The 18,704-nt window shown below is 70.3% G+C and carries 15 protein-coding genes; 7 read left to right on the forward strand and 8 right to left on the reverse strand.

The window, feature by feature from the left end; all coding sequences use genetic code 11:
* The first annotated feature begins 21 nt into the window (after positions 1 to 21).
* Positions 22 to 915 (forward strand): LysR family transcriptional regulator, encoded by an 894-nt coding sequence (locus tag JNL41_RS01800; protein WP_293472556.1) that lies wholly within the window; start codon positions 22 to 24, stop codon positions 913 to 915.
* A 22-nt stretch (positions 916 to 937) separates the two neighbouring features.
* On the opposite strand, the gene JNL41_RS01805 is transcribed toward JNL41_RS01800, so the two are convergent.
* The 3 genes from JNL41_RS01805 to JNL41_RS01815 all read right to left on the reverse strand — a co-directional run bounded on the left by JNL41_RS01805 (position 938) and on the right by JNL41_RS01815 (position 3,532).
* Positions 938 to 1,672: a glycoside hydrolase family 75 protein gene (locus JNL41_RS01805; protein WP_293472557.1), complete on the reverse strand. Its 735-nt coding sequence runs from the start codon at positions 1,670 to 1,672 to the stop codon at positions 938 to 940.
* A 70-nt stretch (positions 1,673 to 1,742) separates the two neighbouring features.
* Complete coding sequence (locus JNL41_RS01810; RefSeq protein ID WP_293472558.1) at positions 1,743 to 2,453, reverse strand: RlmE family RNA methyltransferase; 711 nt, start codon at positions 2,451 to 2,453, stop codon at positions 1,743 to 1,745.
* Positions 2,450 to 3,532: a Ppx/GppA phosphatase family protein gene (locus JNL41_RS01815; RefSeq protein ID WP_293472568.1), complete on the reverse strand. Its 1,083-nt coding sequence runs from the start codon at positions 3,530 to 3,532 to the stop codon at positions 2,450 to 2,452. Before JNL41_RS01815 ends, JNL41_RS01810 begins: the two co-directional genes overlap by 4 nt.
* 169 nt (positions 3,533 to 3,701) lie before the next feature.
* On the opposite strand from JNL41_RS01815, the gene hspQ reads away from it, so the two are divergent.
* The 3 genes from hspQ (at position 3,702) to phhA (ending at position 7,009) form a co-directional block, all read left to right on the forward strand.
* Positions 3,702 to 4,031 carry a heat shock protein HspQ gene (gene hspQ, locus JNL41_RS01820; protein ID WP_293472559.1) on the forward strand — a complete coding sequence of 110 codons (330 nt, stop codon included), beginning with the start codon at positions 3,702 to 3,704 and terminating at the stop codon, positions 4,029 to 4,031.
* 118 nt (positions 4,032 to 4,149) lie between these two features.
* A complete protein-coding gene (locus JNL41_RS01825; protein WP_293472560.1) occupies positions 4,150 to 6,033 on the forward strand; it encodes a CocE/NonD family hydrolase in 1,884 nt (627 codons plus the stop codon).
* 112 nt (positions 6,034 to 6,145) lie between these two features.
* On the forward strand, positions 6,146 to 7,009 hold the full coding sequence (gene phhA / locus JNL41_RS01830; RefSeq protein ID WP_293472561.1) for a phenylalanine 4-monooxygenase: 864 nt from the start codon (positions 6,146 to 6,148) through the stop codon (positions 7,007 to 7,009).
* A gap of 77 nt (positions 7,010 to 7,086) precedes the next feature.
* On the opposite strand, the gene JNL41_RS01835 is transcribed toward phhA, so the two are convergent.
* Both JNL41_RS01835 and JNL41_RS01840 read right to left on the reverse strand, forming a co-directional pair.
* The gene (locus JNL41_RS01835; RefSeq protein ID WP_293472562.1) at positions 7,087 to 11,256 is read right to left on the reverse strand and encodes a translocation/assembly module TamB domain-containing protein; all 4,170 of its coding nucleotides are present in this window, start codon (positions 11,254 to 11,256) and stop codon (positions 7,087 to 7,089) included.
* Positions 11,253 to 13,031: an autotransporter assembly complex family protein gene (locus tag JNL41_RS01840; RefSeq protein WP_293472563.1), complete on the reverse strand. Its 1,779-nt coding sequence runs from the start codon at positions 13,029 to 13,031 to the stop codon at positions 11,253 to 11,255. Before JNL41_RS01840 ends, JNL41_RS01835 begins: the two co-directional genes overlap by 4 nt.
* A 270-nt stretch (positions 13,032 to 13,301) precedes the next feature.
* Between JNL41_RS01840 and JNL41_RS01845 the strand changes: the two genes are divergently transcribed.
* Genes JNL41_RS01845 through JNL41_RS01855 form a run of 3 tightly spaced genes read left to right on the forward strand, consistent with a single transcriptional unit; the run spans position 13,302 to position 16,660 of the window.
* Positions 13,302 to 14,711 (forward strand): circularly permuted type 2 ATP-grasp protein, encoded by a 1,410-nt coding sequence (locus tag JNL41_RS01845; protein ID WP_365697730.1) that lies wholly within the window; start codon positions 13,302 to 13,304, stop codon positions 14,709 to 14,711.
* A complete protein-coding gene (locus JNL41_RS01850; RefSeq protein ID WP_293472564.1) occupies positions 14,708 to 15,655 on the forward strand; it encodes an alpha-E domain-containing protein in 948 nt (315 codons plus the stop codon). The genes JNL41_RS01845 and JNL41_RS01850 overlap by 4 nt, the downstream gene beginning before the upstream one ends.
* 24 nt (positions 15,656 to 15,679) lie before the next feature.
* On the forward strand, positions 15,680 to 16,660 hold the full coding sequence (locus JNL41_RS01855; protein ID WP_293472569.1) for a transglutaminase family protein: 981 nt from the start codon (positions 15,680 to 15,682) through the stop codon (positions 16,658 to 16,660).
* A 169-nt stretch (positions 16,661 to 16,829) separates the two neighbouring features.
* Here JNL41_RS01855 and phoU read toward each other — a convergent pair whose 3' ends face one another.
* From phoU to JNL41_RS01870, 3 genes are all read right to left on the reverse strand, one after another.
* Positions 16,830 to 17,507: a phosphate signaling complex protein PhoU gene (phoU, locus tag JNL41_RS01860; RefSeq protein ID WP_293472565.1), complete on the reverse strand. Its 678-nt coding sequence runs from the start codon at positions 17,505 to 17,507 to the stop codon at positions 16,830 to 16,832.
* Positions 17,508 to 17,516: 9 nt separating this feature from the next.
* On the reverse strand, positions 17,517 to 18,326 hold the full coding sequence (gene pstB / locus JNL41_RS01865) for a phosphate ABC transporter ATP-binding protein PstB (RefSeq protein WP_293472566.1): 810 nt from the start codon (positions 18,324 to 18,326) through the stop codon (positions 17,517 to 17,519).
* Positions 18,323 to 18,704: ABC transporter permease subunit (locus tag JNL41_RS01870; protein ID WP_293472567.1), on the reverse strand; the 382-nt coding region annotated here is incomplete at its 5' end. The genes JNL41_RS01870 and pstB, both read right to left, overlap by 4 nt.

Below are 18,704 nucleotides of genomic sequence, written 5' to 3' on the forward strand. Positions count from 1 at the left end.
AATAGACTTATTCGACCTTGAATGTTCGAAAATCTCACACCGGGCCCTCTCCCCTCCCTGAACGCGCTCAAGGCCTTCGAGGCGATGGCGCGGACCGGCCGGGTGACGCTGGCGGCCGACGAACTGTCGGTGACGCACTCGGCGGTGAGCCGGCAGGTGAAGGCGCTGGAGGCGGCGCTGGGCGTGCGGCTGTTCTCCGGCCCGAAGAACCGCCTGGAGCTGACGGCGGCGGGGCGCGAGTTGCTTCCGGCGCTGACCGAGGCCTTCGACCAGATCTCCGCGGCCGTGCGCAAGGTGCGGACCGGCGGCGATGACCTGCACGTCGCCGTGAACGCCTCGCTCTCCGTGAAGTGGTTGATCCCGCGGCTAGCGGCGTTCCAGGCGGCGCACCCCCAGGTACGGCTACAGCTCTCCGAGCTCTCGCCCCACGCCACGTCTCACCGCGGCGCCCAGGCGGTGCTGCGGATCGTGCCGCTGGCGCGGCTCAAGGAACCCAACGTCACGCCGTTCATCCGCAATGCGCTGGGCGCGGTGATGACGCCGCAACTCGCCGGGCGCTTCGGCGGCGACCCGCTGAAAGCCCCTCGCCTCGCGGCCCAGACCCACCCGGAGGCCTGGCACATCTGGGCCGAGCACGCGGGCGTCGAGCTGCGGCCCGCGCCCGAGCGGCCCTTCGCCCACGTCCACTTCGCGCAGGACGCCGCACTGGCGGGCCTGGGCGCCGCGGTGGTGAGCTGGCCCTTCGTGGCCGAGGACATCGCGGCCGGCCGCCTGGTCGCTCCGCTGGGATTCCGCCGATCCGGCAGCGCCTTCGCCATGATCGCCGCGCCAGGCGCGCACAGTCGCGCCCTGGACCGCTTCCGCGACTGGATCGTTGGTGAGGGCGCCAGGATGCCCGAGCCGCCGCAGGCTTAGCAGCGGCGCCCCGCAAGCACGTCTAGCGCGCCAGACACGCCGTGACCGCCTCCCACCCGCCGATCCGGGCAAGCTCGGCCTCTGCGCGGTCCCGAAGGTCCGCGTCGGACCGTGGCCAGGGCGGGCTCGTCTCGCTGCCCGGGAAGATCACGTAGGCGAAGGGCCCCCGCGGCGCGCCCCTGCCGGTGCGAGGGTTCACATTTGCGCCGCCGAGGTTCTCGGCCAGCTTGATCGATACCTCGCCAAGCTCGTGGTTCGTCGCTCCGCCGTCCGCGAAGATCATCGGGCTCGTCTGTCCGGTTGCGAGGTTGCGAGCCATCCCGAGCACGCCGCGATGCCCAGTGCCCTTCATCCGGTAGAACGCCCCGGGAAACACGATGTACGGAACCTTCGTCGAGTCGACGTAGCGCGCGGGATCGGTCCTTGCCTTGCCAGTGTCCTGGACGGTCGTCATCGAGACGAAGTAGCCGGCGAACGGCCCCGACGGCTGCACGTAGCCGCGCGAAGGGTTCGCCGGGTCGGGCACGATGATCGAGCGCCAGCCGCCGTTCGGATACCCGGCATTGGCCAACGCATCGATGCCTCGGTCCTGCGGATGGTAGGCGTTGGGCGCGCCGTCCGCGTCGATCGCGATCCGGCTTGTGCTGTAGGCGTACGCGGCGCTGCCGCTGAAGCGCTTGAGCGCCACGCCCCGGTAGTCGCCCATCGCATCGCAGGCGGACCAGGCCGGCGCCGCAAGGCCTACCGACGCGATCATCAGAGCCGCCAAGCATCCAGCTCGCATGACACATCCCCCAGGTGCAATCGAACTTGCATCACGCGGGAGTTTAGCGCCCCTTGAAGCCCGTCGCCACCAGGAACACCTCCGAGCTGTCCTGGCGGCTGGCTTTGGGCTTTACGTTCTTCACGTCGCGGAAGTGGAGCTTGAGGCCGGCGATGAGCCGGTCGGTGCCGCCGCCCTGGAAGGCCTTGGCGACGAAGGACCCGCCGGGCTTCAGCACCTCGACCGCGAAGTCGATGGCGGCCTCGATCAGGCCCACGATGCGCAGATGGTCGGTCTCGCGGTGGCCGATGGTGTTGGGGGCCATGTCGGAGAGGACGACGTCGGGCGCGCCGCCCAGGAGCTCGATGAGCCTCGGCCCGCACTCGGGATCGGTGAAGTCCATCTGCAGGATGTGGGCGGGCGGCAGCGGATCGACCGGCAGCAGGTCGACGCCGACGATGTCGGTGACCCCGCGCTTGAGGGCTATCTGGGTCCAGCCGCCGGGCGCCAGGCCCAGGTCGACGACCTTCACGCCCTTCCTGAACAGGCGGAAGCGGTCGTCGATCTCGATGATCTTGAAGGCCGCGCGGCTGCGGTAGCCGAGGGCGCGGGCCTTGGCCGAGAACGGGTCGTTGATCTGGCGCTCGAGCCAGGCCTGCTGGCTGGGCGTTCGCTCCTTGGCGGTCTTGAGGCGCGCGGGCTTGCCGCGGCCGCCTTCCAGGCCGCCCGTCGGCGGCTTCACCATGCGCTTGCGGGGTGGCGGCTGGTCGGTCATGCGGCCTTCTTTACACCGCCGCGGCCGCGACGGCGCTTGCGGCGGCGCGGACGGCCGCGTTCCGACATCAGCGACAGCAGGATGCCTTCGCGCAGGCCGCGGTCGGCCACGCGCACGCGGTTGCAGGGCCACTGCTCCTGCACCGCCTGAAGGATCGCGGCGCCGGCGAGCACCAGGTCCGCGCGATCGGGGCCGATGCAGGGCTGGGCGGCGCGTTCGGCGGCGCTGAGGGCCAGGAGACCGGCGGCGGCGTCATCGCACTGGCCGCGGGTCATCCAGATGCCGTCGACGCGGTTGCGGTCATAGCGCGGCAACCTCAGGTGCATGCCGGCCAGGCTGGTGATGGCCCCCGACGTGCCGACGAGGTGGGCCCGGTCGGCGTCGAACACCGGCTTGAGCGGATCGGCGCGCCTGAAGATGGCGATCTCGGCCTTCACATGCTCGACCATCTGGCGGAACCAACTCTCGGTGGCGACCTCGCCCTCCGGGAACCGCTCGGCCAGGGTGACGACGCCGATCGGCACGGACAGCCAGGCGCGGACCGGCGGCATCTGGCCGGCGGTGACGCCCTTCAGTTCGACCCAGGACAGCTCGGTGGAGCCGCCGCCGACATCGACGACCAGGGCGGCTTCGTGGCCGGTGTCCAGAAGGTTCAGGCAGCCCGTGACCGAGAGCCTCGCCTCTTCCTGCGGCGTGATGACCTGCAGTTTGACGCCGGTTTCGTTCGCGACGCGGTTCACGAAGGCCTGACCGTTGGTGGCCATGCGGCAGGCCTGCGTCGCGATGGCGCGAAACTTCACGACCTTGCGGCGGCGCACCTTCTCGCCCGAGACCTTGAGCGCCGCCATCGCGCGCTCCATCGCCGCGTCGGAGAGCCTGCCGCTCTGCGAGAGTCCCTCGCCGAGACGCACGATCCGCGAATAGGCCTCGACCACGCGGAAGCCGTGCGCGCTGGGCGTGGCGATCAGCAGCCGGCAGTTGTTGGTGCCCAGGTCGAGCGCGGCGTAGCACGGCGGCTCGCCCACAGACCTGTCCCGGCCGCCTTGAGGCGGCCTGGGCGCGCGCGGCGCCTCGTTCATGGACATCACCCGTCCTGCGCAGGCGCAGCGACCCCCATTGAACCGCGGCGCCTCATTTCGCGGCGACCTTAGCGCGCAGTGCGGATCATTGGGAAGACGACGGTTGAATGACGCCCGCGCGTGGCTACGTTCACCTTCTGGTCAGCATGGAAGGCTTAGATTCGACGGTATGAGCACGCGACTCGCCAAATTCACGATCGGCCAAGTCGTTCATCACCGCGTCTATCCGTTCCGCGGCGTGATCTTCGACGTCGATCCCGTCTTCTCGAACACCGAGGAGTACTGGCTGTCGATCCCTGAGCACATCCGGCCGCACAAGGACCAGCCCTTCTATCACCTCCTCGCCGAGAACGAGGACAGCGCCTACGTGGCCTATGTCTCCGAGCAGAACCTGTTGCCGGACGACACCGGCGAGCCTGTGGGCCACCCGCAGGCCGCGCTGATCTTCGAGACCTTCAAGGAAGGCCACTACACCCTGCGTCCGGGCATCGGACACTAGCGCTACCGCTCATCCCCGCGCATGCGGGCCATCGATGGGTTGGCGTGGGCCGCAGGCCCTAGCGGTCGCCTGACGGCATGATCTAGCCTGAGGCCCCAAGGTTGCGTCGGGGGTCTGCATGAAAGTCATGGTTTCGGTCGCGGCAGGGCTCGCGACCCTCCTCTTCGCGGCCGTCGCGCCGGCGCAGCCTGTCCCGAACGACATCCCGGCCCGCTTCGAGCAGCCGCTCGCGCGCGACTTCGAACGTCGCGAGGTGATGATCCCGATGCGTGACGGCGTGAAGCTGAACACCCTGATCGTCATCCCGAAGCGCGGCGAGCCCATGCCGATGATCGTGGGTCGAACGCCCTACGGCATCTCGGGCGCCCTGCGCGACATGAGCCCGAAGGCCACGATCAACGCCGGCCTGGCCGACGCCGACTACCTCGCGGACGGCTACATCCGCGTCTACCAGGACATCCGCGGCCGGCATGGATCCGAGGGCGGCTACATCCTGAACTCGCCCCTGCGCGGACCACAGAACGCCGGCAAGACCGACCAGAGCACCGACACCTGGGACACGATCGACTGGCTGGTGAAGAACGTCCCGAACAACAACGGCCGCGTCGGGCTGGCGGGCGGCTCGTACGGCGGGCTCCTCACCCTGATGGGGATGATCAACCCGCATCCGGCGCTGCAGGCCGCCGTGCCGATGTACTCGATGGTCGACGGCTGGACGGGCGACGACTTCTACCACAACGGGGCGTTCCGGCAGGGCTACGTCGACTGGATGTACGGCCTGATCGCCGGCAAGGACGGCCCCGATCCGATCTGGGGCGAATACGACCTGTGGGACCCGATGCTGGAGGCCGGCAACGCCGAGGGCGTGGGCAAGCGGCTGGGGCTCGACGGCCTGCCCGCCTGGAACCGGCTGCTGGACAACGCAGCCTACACCGCCTTCTGGCGCGACCAGGCGCTACAGGACGTGCTGGCGAAGCAGCCGCTGAGCGTGCCGACGCTGCTGGTCCACGGGCTCTTCGACCAGGAGGACAGCTTCGGGACGCTGGCGGTCTACAAGACGCTGGAGGCCAAGGACGCCAGGAACGACATGAACTTCCTGCTCGTAGGCCCCTGGTTCCACGGACAAAGCCAGACCGACGGCTCGTCGCTGGGCAACGTGAAGTGGGGATCGGACACCAGCCTCTGGGCGCGGCGAAAGGTGATCAAGGCCTTCTTCGATCAGCACCTGAAGGGCAGGACGCCCGCGACGCCGGTCGCGCCCGTGACGGCCTTCGAGACCGGGACGAACGAGTGGCGGACGGCGCAGGCGTGGCCGACGACGCCGGCGACCCGGAAGCTCTACCTGCTGCCGGGCGGTCGGCTGGGCTTCGACGCGCCCGCCGATGAAGGCGCCTACGCCGAGTACGTCGCCGACCCCAACCGGCCCGTGCCCTACCGCCGCCGTCCGATCCGGCCGGTCTATGGGCCCGATTCCACCTGGAGCCAGTGGCTGACCGACGACCAGCGCGACTTCGCCACCCGGCCCGACGTGGCGACCTTCGTCAGCGCGCCGCTGGCCGAGGCGCTGACGGTCAGCGGCGATGTGGCGGCGACGCTGTTCGCCTCCACCACCGGCAGCGACGCCGACTGGGTGGTGAAGCTGATCGACGTCTATCCGCCGGAAGTGCGCGAGCAGGCCAATATGGGCGGCTACGAGCTGATGATCTCGGCCGACATCATGCGCGGGCGCTACCGCGAGGATCCGAAGGCGGCGAAGGCCATCGCGCCCGGCCAGGTGCTGCCCTACCGCGTGCGGATGCCGGCGGCGAACCACACCTTCCTGCCCGGCCACCGGATCATGGTGCAGGTGCAGTCGAGCTGGTTCCCGCTCTACGATCGCAATCCTCAGACGTTCGTCCCCGAGGTCGCCCGCGCGCCCGCCTCCGCCTACCGGGCCCAGACGCAGCGGATCCATGTGGGCGGCGCGGCGGCCAGCTACGTGGATCTGCCGGTCTCACGCTGACGCAAGCTTTGGCCGCGGACGTCCGTTCGCCTGCATTATCCTTCCGCGGACATGCCGCTTTGGGGGAAAGTCCGAACGGAACTTTCACGCAAACGCGGCCATTCTGCCGGTCATGAAGACGAGGGAACTCCATAGCCTGCATCCGCCCCCCGGGGCGCGGGCCGACTGGACTGTCGACCAGGACTGGGAGCGCTACAGCCAGGCCGAGCACGACGTCTGGGTGACGCTGTACGAGCGACAGGCGGCGCTGCTGCCCGAGCGCGCGTGCGATCCGTTCCTGAAAGGCCTGGACGCGCTGGACCTGCACCGGGCCGGCATCCCCGATTTCCGGCGCATCAACGAGGAACTGAAGCGGCTCACCGGCTGGAGCGTTGTGGCCGTACCGGGGCTGGCGCCCGACGAAGTGTTCTTCGACCACCTGGCCAACCGCCGCTTTCCGGCCGGACGGTTCATCAGACGCCCGGATCAGCTCGACTACCTCGAGGAACCCGACGTCTTCCACGATGTGTTCGGTCATGTGCCGATGCTGACCGACCCGACCTTCGCCGACTACATGCAGAAGTACGGCGAAGGCGGCCTGCGCGCCCTGGGCCTGGGCCAGTTGCACAACCTGGCGCGGCTCTACTGGTACACGGTGGAGTTCGGCCTGCTGGAGACGCCCAAGGGCCTGCGGATCTACGGCGCCGGCATCGTCTCCAGCCATGCGGAATCGATCTTCGCCCTGGACGATCCCTCGCCCAACCGGCTGGGCTTCGACCTGGAGCGGACGATGCTCACGCCCTACCGGATCGACGACTTCCAGCAGGTCTATTTCGTGATCCCGTCGCTGCAGACCCTGCTGGACGTGACGCTGAAGGATTTCGGCGCGCTCTACGTGTCGCTGGAAGGGCAGCGGGACGTTCCCATCGCGGCCGTGCTGCCCAGCGACAAGGTCTTCACCCGCGGCACCCAGGCCTACGCGCTGAAGACGGCCTGACCGGCGCCTTCCGTCGCTATCCCCTGCTCGTCACGAGCCGGAACACTTGTCCGGGGCTGACGCATGTCGGAGTCGGCTCAGTAGTCCTTCCGCCATCTCACCGCGATGCGGTTGCCGGACCCGACACGGTCCGTCTGCTGCTGGAAGCGGGAGAGCAGCGAGAGGTTCTTGCGGACCCGCCACTCGACCTGGGCGGAGGGACCGTCGCGGCCACCGCCGGTGAGTTCGAGATAGACGTCGTCGGTCAGGTATTTGCCGCCGGACACGGTGACCCCCGACTCCTCGTCGCCGCCGAAGGCCAGTCGGTCGAGGCGGGCGAAGCTGCGCAGGTTGCCGATCACGTCGAAGCCGCCTCCGCCCGACATCGCCGAGAGGGCCGAGGCGAGCTGGGCGGCTTCCACCCCCGAGAGTTGGCTGGCCGAGCGCTCGAACAGCACCTTCGCCAGGATCTCGTCATTCGGCAGGCTCGGCGACGAGACCAGCGTGATCTCGGGCTTGGCGGCGGTGCCGCGGATCCGGACCGTCACGGTGAGCGACGGGTCCTCGCGCACCGCGTCGAGTTGCAGGCGGATGCTCTGCGGCCTCGACGAGAGGTAGACGATGCTGCGGTCGTCGAACTCGAAACGCTTCCCGGCGAAATCGTAGTCGCCACGCACCACACGGGCCACGCCCGAAAGGTCGGCCGACGCGGTCGTGCCGCCGACGTGCGCGTCGAGCGAGAGTTCGACGTCGAGCCCACGGCCGCGCAGGAAGACGCGCCGCGGCGCGTGCAGCTTCACGTCCAGCGCCCAGCCGTCGCCGCGCTTGAACCGCGGCGGCAGGCTGGCCGGCAGGTCGTCGGGGCGGTTGATCTCCTTGACGTCCATGGCGACGACGCCCGACGGCGTGGGCGGTTCGGCGGCGAAGTCGGCGCGATCGATGGCAAGGTCGCCGGTCAGCTTCACCTTGCCATCGGCGGCGCGGTTGATGGTGGCCTGGCCGGTGGCAGTGGCCGTGCCGATCTCGTTGTCGATCAGGCGGAAGCCCTTGAGGTCGAGGCGGAAGCTGGAGATCCCCTCGCGGGCCAGACTGACGCGGCCCTGCCCGGCCACCTGACCGCCGTGGCCGTCGACGCCGCGGGCTTCGGTGACATTCACGGAGTCCTCGGTGAAGGCGGCCTTCAGCACCACGTCACGTAGGCTGAGCCCGGTCCCGCCGTCGTCGAAGCGGCCGCGCTGGACCGAGACCTGGCCCGCGGCGCGCGGGGCGGCGAGCGTCCCGCTCAGCGTACCTTCCGTATGGACGAAGCCCGAGAGCGCGCGCTCGCCGCCGACCAGGATGTCGAACAGCGGCCGCACCTCGCCCTCGGCGAAGAAGCGGCCGCGCATGGGGCGCTGGCGGGCGATGGCCACCCGGAAGGGCGCCGCACTGGCCTCGGCGGGCAGCACCAGGTTGGCGTTGGCCTTGAGCCCCTGGTCGTCGGTGGTGTCGACGTCGAGCGTGAGCGTGTCGCCGACGAGGCGGGCTTTCAGCGTGCCGTTCGCGCCCTGGGCGGCGGGCGTGCCCCGTCCGCGGGCGGCGGTTAGGCGGGCGTCCACGGTCCCGTCGAGGCGGCTGCCCTGCCCCTGCAACGCCAGCGTGGCGTCGATGCGGCCGTCGAAGTCGGCGTTGAAGACGTTGAGCCCCATCTCGGCGACGCGGGCGTTCACCGTCGCGGTCTCGCCCCGCATCATTGCGTCGAGGTCGAGGCGGCCGCCGTCCGAGCCCTCCAGGCGCACGCGGGCGCTGCGCTCGGGCCCGCCGAAGCGGAACGCGGCGGTCTCGACCGTGTGCAGGTCGCGGCCGCCCAGCGTGCCCTTGCCGTCGAAGCCGACGAGGTAACCCGGCTGCACGTCGTTCCAGACGCCGCGGCCGGACAGGGTCCAGGCCCCCTGCCCCGACGCGCCCTGTGCGTCAGTGGTGAACGGAAGCCGTGCGAGCGGTCCGTCGGCGGCGAGACGCGCCGAGCGGACGGTGATGTCGGAGCCGCCCCAGCGGATCGCCTCGCCGCGCAGGTCGAGCTGCGCGCGCGGGCCGCCGGCGGCGTCGGTGATCTTCGCGGTCCCTGCGATGCGGCCGGCGTCGATCAGCGCGCCCCTGGTGACGGCAAGCGTCAGGTCGGCCGCCGAGGGACTGGACCTGCGCAGGCTGAGCGAACCCGACGCCTTGATGCCGCCGGCGTCGAGCGACAGGTCGGTCAGGTCGACGCCACCGCGCGGAAAGCGGAAATCGGCATGCGCCGCGGCCGGGCCGTAGCCGCTGGCGGCGGTGAGCGCGACGGTCCCGGACGACCCGTCGGCCTGACGCTGGAAGGTGAGCGCGAGCTTCGCGTCCTTCAACGGCAGGCGCGGCGCATCGACCTGTTCGAGGTCGGCCACAAGGTCGAGGCGCGGCGCGGCCAGCGTGCCGGTGACCCCGCCCGTCCCCCTGGCACCGCCGGTGATCTCGACCGGGCCGGCGCGGATCGGGCCGGTGGCGCTCCAGTCGGCCTTGAAGGCGAGACGACGGTCCTTCTCCATCACACCGGCGACATTGGCGTCCAGGGCGGCGCCATCGAGCGCCGCCTCGGCGACGGCCAGGCGGCCGGCCTGCCAGTCGGCCCGGACCGTCAGGCGCGGCGCGCGGCCGAGGAGACGGTCGAGTTCGGCGAGGCCGACGGCGAAGCGGTCGCCGCTCGCGTCGAGCTTGAAGGTCCAGGGCGCGCCGGACTTCGCCTGCGATGCGTCCCAGCCGATCTTCGCGCCCCCCGAGGCGCCGAAACGCGCTTCCTCCAGGCGGGCTATCTCGGCGTCTCCCTTGAGCGTCACACTACCCAGGAGCGTCCGCCCGCCCGAGGCCTGGACCTTCAGCCCGCGGCCCGAGAGGTCGAGCCGGTTCAGCACGAGCTGGCCGTTGGCGAGGCGCTGGGCTTCGAGGCTCGCGCTCGGCGCGCCGCCCAGGAACGTCGCGACGAACCCCTGCCCGCGGCCGCCGGCGCCGGCGAGCTGCGCCTTCACCGAAAGAACGCCCTTCTCGCGCGCGAACGCGACGGGACCGGACACGCGCGCGAGGCCGTAGCCGCCGAGGTTGGCGTCGCTGATCGCAGCCGACCCCGTGAAACTGAAATCCGAGCCGTCGGCGGTCACGGCGCCCGCGATCCGGGCCGCCCCCATCTCGGGCCCGCCGGCGATGCGCGACAGCGACGGGGCGCTGAGGTCGAGGCGCACGCGGCTCAGCTTGCGCTTGCCGAGATCGCCGGGACCCCATGCGTGAACGCTCACAGCCTCGGCGAGGAGCTTGAGGTCCAGGGCGTAGACGCCGGGCCCCGCCTTCACACCCCCGAGGCCGAATCGCAGCTCGTTTCCGAACCGCGCCGCCAACCCCTGCGTCAGGCGCGAGGTGGTGAGCAGCAGCCGCCCGCCCGCCTGCCCGCCTTGGGGATCCCAGGCGCCGCGGGCCACCAGCGGCGCGATGCCGCCGGTGGTCGCGATCGCGGTGAACCGTCCGGCCGACACCGTACCGTTCGCCTTCACGTCCAGGCGGAACGGCTGGTCCGGCGAGAGGCCGAGCGCCCCGGCGATGGCGCCGCCGCGGGCTTCCTCGGCGTTCGCCGCCACCTTCAGCGGCCCTGAACCGCTGAGGGCGACATCGAGGTCGAGGTGGTCGCCGGCGTGCAGCGCGCTCTTCGCCGCCAGCCTCGCGCGGCGGCCGCCCTTGCGCTCGGCGTCGAGGTCGAAGGTCACGTCGTACACGCCGCGCTCGGTGCTAAAGCCGGGCTCGAGGATCAGGCGGGTCACGGCCTTGTCGATGTGGAACGAGACCGGCAGGCCGCGGTCCTTACCCTTCGGCCCTAGCGTCGGGCGGCGGATCAGGCGGACGTTCTGCGCCTCGACCAGGTCGGCGTCGAAGGTGCGGCTGAGGAGCTTGGCGTAACGCCATGTGAGATGGACGTTGTTGGCTTCGAGCCAGACGCCCTTCTCGTCGCGGATGGTGAGCCGGCGGACGCGCGCGTCACGCCAGATGTCGCCCGAGAGCCCCTCCAGCTTGAGGCGGCCGATGCGGCCGAGTTTGAGGCCGTCGGTGCGCGCCTCGATCAGCAGGCGCACCTGCGGGATGAGGACGCCGTAGCGCGTGACGGCGAGAACGACGCTCAGCGTGACTAAGATGGTCGCCGCCACGGCGAGGATCGCCTTCGGCAGTCGGGACCTGGCGCGCTCGACGGCGGCGGGAATGTCGTCCGTCTCGCTCAAAAGCTCTGTCCGATCGAGAGGTAGACCTGGAACGGCGCCTCGCCGCGGCGGCGCGCGACCGGCGTCGCCACGTCGATGCGGATCGGCGCGAAGCCCAGGTTGTAGCGCACGCCCACGCCCGCCCCGACGGCGGTGTCGGCAAAGTCGACCGCGTTCGACGAGCCCACCGTGCCGGCGTCGACGAAGAGGGCCACGCCCCAGCGCTGGGTCAGCTCGCGGCGGACCTCCAGCGAGGACTCGAACAGGAAGACACCGCCCCGCGGCGTGTTGTCGGCGAGCCGCTCGCCCACGCCCTGGTACGGGAACCCGCGCACCGAGCCGCCGCCGCCCGCGTAGAACCGCTGCGACGCGGGGATCTGGTCGACCGATCCGTTGACGATCCGGCCGAAGCGCAGCCGGCCGGCGACCACGGTCGCGGCCTGCTTGTCGAGGGCCAGGTAGTAGGTTCCCTGAGTGACGGCGCGGAGGTACGGCAGGTTGGTGTCGCCGACGATCAGGGTCGGCTCCAGCCGGGCGGAGAGCCTCCAGCCTGCCGTGGGATTCAGCGGATCGTTGGAGCGGTCGAGCAGCACGTCGCCCAGGACCGCGGCGGTGACCAGGTCGCGGCCGACCGAACTCAGCGTGCCGGCGGTGATCTCGGTCGACATGGTCGCGTCGAGCGACGCGCCGAGCGTGACGTACGAGGTGCGGCGATAGCGGCGGGTGACATCGGCGCTCACGCCGACGCCGTCCTCGTCGTAGGCGTCGGTCTCGACGCGGTAGATCGACGCGCCGGTCTTCAGCGTCTGCTGCGGACGCCGCCAGTGGGGCAGCGAGACCTCGACCTCGGCGCGGGTGTCGCGGTCCGAGACCTGACCGAACAGCGACAGCGTGTCGGCGCGCCGCAGGCGGTTGTAGTGGGTCCAGCGCGCGTTCACGCCGGGGCCCTCGCTGGTGGAGTAGCTCGCACCCGCCTCGATCGTGCGCGGCTTGCGCTCGGCCAGGCTGACGACCACGGGGCGCAGGCCCTCGGCCGTGGTCTTCTCGGCGGGCGCGAGCGCCACGGTCACGCTGTCGTAGACGCCGGTGTCGAGCAGGCGGCGCTCCAGTTCCCCGACGTCGTCGGGATCGTAGGCGTCCCCGGCGGCCCAGGGCGCCAGCTTGCGGAGCCAGGCGGGGTTGGTGCGGCCGGCGCTGGAGAGGTCGAGGCCGTCGAGGCGCACCAGTGGGCCGGCCGCGATGCGGAAGGTGGGCCGCACCGTCCGGTCGGCATGGTCGACGATCACCTCGCGGGGCTCCGCCACCGCGTCGGCGTATCCCCGCTTCTGCACCACGGCGAGCAGGCGGCCCTCCGCCGCGATGATGTCGACGGCGCGGCCGGGCGCGCCGATGTGGTCGAGGCCCATCGCGGCGCGGGCGGCGGTCTGCACCCGTTCGCCGGGCGGCGTCCCCTGCCAGGCGATGGCGGCGTTCGCGACCGAGAAGCGCGGGCCGGGCGTGACCTTCACCACCGGATGCGGCGGTTCGCCCTCGGTGACGTCGGGCTCGACGACGTTGGCGTAGTAGCCCTCCGCGCGCAGGACCGCGATCGCGTCCTCCGCGGCGGTCTGCGCGCGGCGGCGGGCCTCGAAGCGGTTCTCGATCGGCCGGTCGGTGTCGCCGATGACGGTCTGGATCGTAGCGCGCAGGTCGGCGTCGACCTCACCTTGAAGCTGGGCCTTGGGTTCGGCGCGCGCCGCCGCAGCGGGTGCGCAGATGACCGCCGAGGCGGCGACGGCCGTGAGCAGTCGACCCAAGCCCGATAATCCTCAGTTCGTGCCCCCTGCAGCCGGGTGTAGCGGGGCGGTCCCGCGCTGTCATCCGCCACGTCGGACCGGCGCCCAAATGATAGGCGCCTGCGCATCTGCTCACCCATCGGGCACGAAATTCCCTCGGCGGCTTCCGGGGCGCGCCTAAGCGTCCTACAGATTTGAACTTCGAGGCTGGTGCGGGTGGATTCCAACGTGAGCGTCAAGCGGGACGAAGCAGGACCGAAGGTCGATCTGCCCGCGATTTCGTACGACGAGATGCTGACGCCGCAGGGCGAGGTGCGGCCGCACTACGAGGCGTTGCAGGCCCGGCTCTCCACCCTTTCCCCGGACGAGCTGGCCGAGCGGCAGAAGACGCAGGAGCGGTTCTTCCTGCTGCAGGGCATCACCTTCACCGTCTACGGCGCCGAGAGTTCGACCGAACGGATCATCCCGACCGACATCCTGCCGCGGATCATCCCGGGGTCGGAGTGGGCGACCATCGAGAAGGGCCTGACCCAGCGCCTGCAGGCGCTGAACATGTTCCTCGCCGACATCTACTCCGAACAGCAGATCATGATGGACGGGGTGGTCCCGCGCGAACTGGTTCTGCAGGCGCCCAGCTACCGGCGCGAGATGCAGAACCTCTACGTGCCGCACAAGGCCTACGCCAACGTCTGCGGCTCGGACCTGATCCGCCAGGAGAACGGCGAGTTCGCCGTGCTGGAAGACAACCTGCGCGTCCCGTCCGGGGTGTCGTACATGCTGGCCAACCGCGAGGCCTCGAAGCGGGTGTTTCCGGGCACGTTCCGCGGCGCGGGCGTCCGCTCGATCGACCGCTACCCGGACCTGCTGCTGGCGACGCTGAAGAGCATGGCGTCCGACTGGCGGCCCGATCCGCAGGTCGTGGTGCTGACACCCGGCGTCTACAATTCGGCCTACTACGAGCACGCCTACCTGGCCCGGCTGATGGGGGCGCCGCTGGTGGAGGGCCGCGACCTCGTGGTGCATGACAACATGGTCTACATGCGCACCACGACGGGCCTGCGCCGGATCGACGTGATCTACCGCCGCGTGGACGACGACTTCATCGACCCCCTCACGTTCCGGCGGGATTCGAGCCTGGGCGCCGCGGGCCTCTTCAACGCCTACCGGGCCGGCAACGTGGTGATCTGCAACGCCCCGGGCACCGGCGTCGCGGATGACAAGGCCGTCTACGCCTACGTCCCGGAAATCATCAGATACTACCTGGGCGAGGATGCGGTCCTGCCCAACATCGAGACCTACCTCTGCCGCGAACCGAGCCAGCTCAGCCATGTGCTGGCGAACCTGGACAAGCTGGTGGTCAAGGCCGTGGGTGCGTCCGGCGGCTACGGCATGCTGGTCGGTCCGCACTCCACCAGGGCGCAGCAGGACGAGTTCGCCCAGGCCCTGAAGGCCGACCCTGCCAACTACATCGCCCAGCCGACGATCCAGCTCTCGACCGCGCCCTGCCTGGTGGACCACGCGGTGGAGCCGCGGCACGTCGACCTGCGCCCCTTCATCCTGTCGGGCGAGAAGATCGTGGTGACGCCGGGCGCGCTGACCCGGGTGGCGCTGCGCAAGGGCTCGCTGGTGGTGAACTCCAGCCAGGGCGGCGGATCGAAGGACACCTGGGTGCTCTCGGAATCGAAGGGTGAGCGCCAATGATGCTCGCTCGGGTCGCGGACAGCCTCTACTGGATCGGGCGGTACGTGGAGCGGGCCGAGCACATGTGCCGGCTCTCCGACGTGATGCTGAACGCGACGCTGGACCGCTCGGAGGCTGCGGCGACGGTGGCGCGGATCGCGCTCTCGGCCGTGGGCGATCCCGACGCGGCCAGGACCAAGCAGCCCTACGACGCCGCCCTGGCGCTTGCGCTGGACCGCGAGGACGGCGGCTCGATCTATTCGTCGGTGGCGCGGGCGCGCGAGAACGCGCGGCAGGTGCGCGACCAGATCACCACCGAGACCTGGGAGCGGCTGAACCTCATCTACCTGCGCATGAACGATCCCGAGGCGGCGCAGTCGTTCAAGGACGGCTCGCAGCAGTTCCTGCACGACACCATCGCCGACCTGCACCTGTTCAAGGGCGCCGGCGACGCCACCATGAGCCACGGCGAGGGCTGGAGCTTCCTCCTGCTGGGGGTCTACCTGGAGCGCGCACAACTGATCGGAGCGCTGCTGGAGGTGGTGTTCGGCGAAGGCCGGCGCCGGCGGCCGATCTCGGACCACTTCGCGCTGACCAACGTGCTGCGCATGGGCTGCGCGCTGGAGCCGTACCTTAGGGTCTACACCGCCGAGATGCAGCCGCGGTTCATCCTGCAGTTCCTGACGCTGGACGAAGACTTCCCCCGCTCGATCCGCTTCTGCACCGACCAGATCGAGCAGCACCTGTCGGCCATCATCCGCCACGCCGGCCTGGCCGGGCGCGTCGGCCCCGACCGGCTGGCGGGGCGCCTGCGTGCGCGCCTGCAGTACGCCGACATGACCGACCTCGAGAATGAGGGCGCGAGCGCTTTCCTCAAGACCGTGCTGGACGAGTGCTCGGCCATCCATCGCAGCCTCTACGACGCCTTCGTGGCCTACCCGCTCGAAGACCGCCTTCCGGCCTAGGGAGAGACCGACCTGCTCCTCGAGATCCGCCACATCACCCAGTACCGCTACGCCTCCGTCGTGCGCGAGAGCGTCATGGAGGTGTGGATGCAGCCGCAGCGCAGCGCGCGCCAGCGGCTGGTCAGCTTCGACCTGGAGATCGACCCGCCGACCCAGGTGTTCAGCTACGCCGACAGCTTCGGCAACGCCGTCTACCACTTCGACGTACCGCAGCCGCACGACCGGCTGACGATCACCGCCCGCGCGGCGGTGGAGACACAGGCGCCCTCCCCGTTGCCGCAGAGCCTCGACACGGGCGAGTGGGATCGGCTGCGCTCGGAGTTCCTGCGCGGCGAGAACTTCGACTTCCTGCACCCGCACGGCTTCGCCCGCGAGACCGAGGCGCTACGCGTCTACGAGCGTGACCACGACATCGACGCCCTGCGCCGCAAGGACCCGTTGACCGCGGTCAGGGCCCTGAACCAGACCATCTACGAGAGCTTCGGCTACGAGGCCGGCGTCACCCGCGCCGACAGTCCCATCGACGACGTGCTGCAGGCCCGCAAGGGCGTCTGCCAGGACTTCGTGCATGTCATGCTGGCCATCCTGCGCTCGTGGGGCATCCCCGCGCGCTACGTCTCGGGCTACCTGTTCACCGACAAGAAACACGGCGACCGCTCGGACCCCGACGCGACCCATGCCTGGGTGGAGGTGTTCCTGCCCAGCCTGCGCTGGATCGGCTTCGACCCGACCAACAACTCCGAGGCCAGCGAGCGCCACGTCGCGTGCGCGATCGGCCGCGACTATTCCGACGTGCCGCCCTCGCGCGGCGTCTACAAGGGTGACTCCGAAAGCGTGCTGGCGGTGGGCGTGCGGGTCAGCAAGGCCCGCGCGGCGCTCGCCGAGCCCGAGTTCCTGCGCGTCTCGCGCCCGATGGCCCGGGCCGGCGGCCCGCGCCGCGTGCAACCGCGCTCGGCGGCGCACGAACACCAGCAGCGCCTGCACCAGATGCAGCAACAGCAATGACCTTCCCTCCCTTTTGAGGGCGGGAAGGACGCTGCGGCGGGAGAGCGCTCTTGCGACGACGCTCTGACCCACCGTCCGGAACGGGGCCCGGGGCGGGCGCGCCGGTGGGCCATCGTAGCCCGCCGCAGCAGATGCGAATGTAGTTGCTCGCGGCGCCGTTCGCGAGGGGCTACAGCTTCGGGCGGCCTTCCAGCTCGCGGCCGGTGATCTGGTAGTGGACGAGTTCGGCGATGTTGGTCGCATGGTCGCCGATGCGCTCCAGATTCTTGGCGATGAACAACAGGTGCGCCCAGTCGCCCGCGGTCTGGCTGGCCGACTTCCTCTCGTCCAGGCTGGCCACGATGCCGGCCAGGACCTGCTCGTGGCGCTCGTCGATCTCGGTGTCCTTCAGCCAGACGGCGTAGGCGGCCGGGGCGTCGCCGTTGCGGAAGGCGTTGACCACCGCGGCCAGGCGGTCGGCGGAGAGCCGGCCGAGCTCGGCGATCGGCCCGGCGACCTCGACGTCGGTGGCGGCGTCCATGCGGATCACGCGCTTGGCGATGTTCTTGCCCAGGTCGCCGCAGCGTTCGAGCTGCATCGAGATCTTCATCGCCGCGATGGGGCGGCGCAGGTCGTCGGCCATCGGCTGGCGCAGCGCGATGAAGCGGACGGCGGCCTTCTCGATCTCATGATCCTGGATGTCGAGCGCGTCGTCGCCGCGCACCACCTTGGCCGCGAGGTCGAGGTCATGGCCGAGGAACGCATCCAGCGACGCGCGAACCTGGGAGACCGCCAGGTCGCCCATCGCGGCGATCCCATGGGTCATGCCGCCGAGATCGGTGTCGACCGCCTTGAGGGTATGGTCCATCGCGGCCTCCTAGCCGAAGCGGCCGGTGATGTAGTCGCGGCAGCGCGACGTGACCGGGTTGGTGAAGATCTGCTCGGTCTCGCCGAACTCGACGAGCCGGCCCAGGTACATGAAGCCGGTGTGGTCCGAGAGACGCGCGGCCTGGCCCATGTTGTGCGTGACGATGACGATGGTGTAGTCGCGCTTCAGCTCGGCGATGGTCTCCTCGAGACGTGCCGTCGAGATCGGATCCAGCGCCGAGGCCGGCTCGTCGAGCAGCAGGACCTCGGGCTTCACCGCGATGCCGCGGGCGACGCAGAGGCGCTGCTGCTGGCCGCCGGAGAGGCCGAGGCCGCTCTCCTTCAGCTTGTCCTTCACCTCGTCCCAGAGGGCGGCGCGGCGCAGGCTCTCCTCGACGCGGTCGGCCATCTCGGACTTGGAGAGCTTCTCGTAGAGCCGCACGCCGTAGGCCACGTTGTCGTAGATCGACATGGGAAACGGTGTGGGTTTCTGGAACACCATTCCGACGCGCGCCCGAAGCGCGGCCACGTCGACACGGGGCGACAGCATGTTCTCGCCGTCGAGGATCACCTCGCCCGTGGCCTTCTGGCCCGGATAGAGGCTGTACATCCGGTTCAGCGTCCGCAGCAGCGTGGACTTGCCGCAGCCGGACGGTCCGATGAGCGCCGTCACCGCGTTCTCGGCGAACGAGACGGTGACGTCGAACAGCGACTGCTTCTGGCCGTAGAAGAAGTTCACGTTCCCGATCCTGAGCTTCACCGTCTCGGGCGGAAGCTGCAGGACCGCCGTCTCCGGCAGGGCTTCGAGCTGGGTGTTCATGCGGAGGTCTTCTCCCGGGCAAGGATGCGCGCCGCGACGGTGACCGACAGCACGGTGACGGCGATCAGCAGGGCGCCCGCCCAGGCCAGGCGGCGCCAGTCGTCGTAGGCGGAGAGCGCGAAGTTGAAGATCACCACCGGCAGGTTCGCCGTGGGCTTGGTCATGTCGAAGCTCAGGAACTGGTTGTTCAGCGCCGTGAAGAGCAGCGGCGCCGTCTCGCCCGAGATGCGGGCGAACGCCAGCAGCGCCCCCGTCAGCATGCCGCCGCGGGCCGACGTCCAGATCACGGCGAAGATGGTCCTCCACACCGGCGCGCCCAGGGCCACGCTGGCCTCGCGCAGCGCCGTGGGTTGCAGCTTCAGTACGTCCTCGGTGGTC

The organism is Phenylobacterium sp., from assembly GCF_016793285.1.
Lineage (GTDB): Bacteria > Pseudomonadota > Alphaproteobacteria > Caulobacterales > Caulobacteraceae > Phenylobacterium.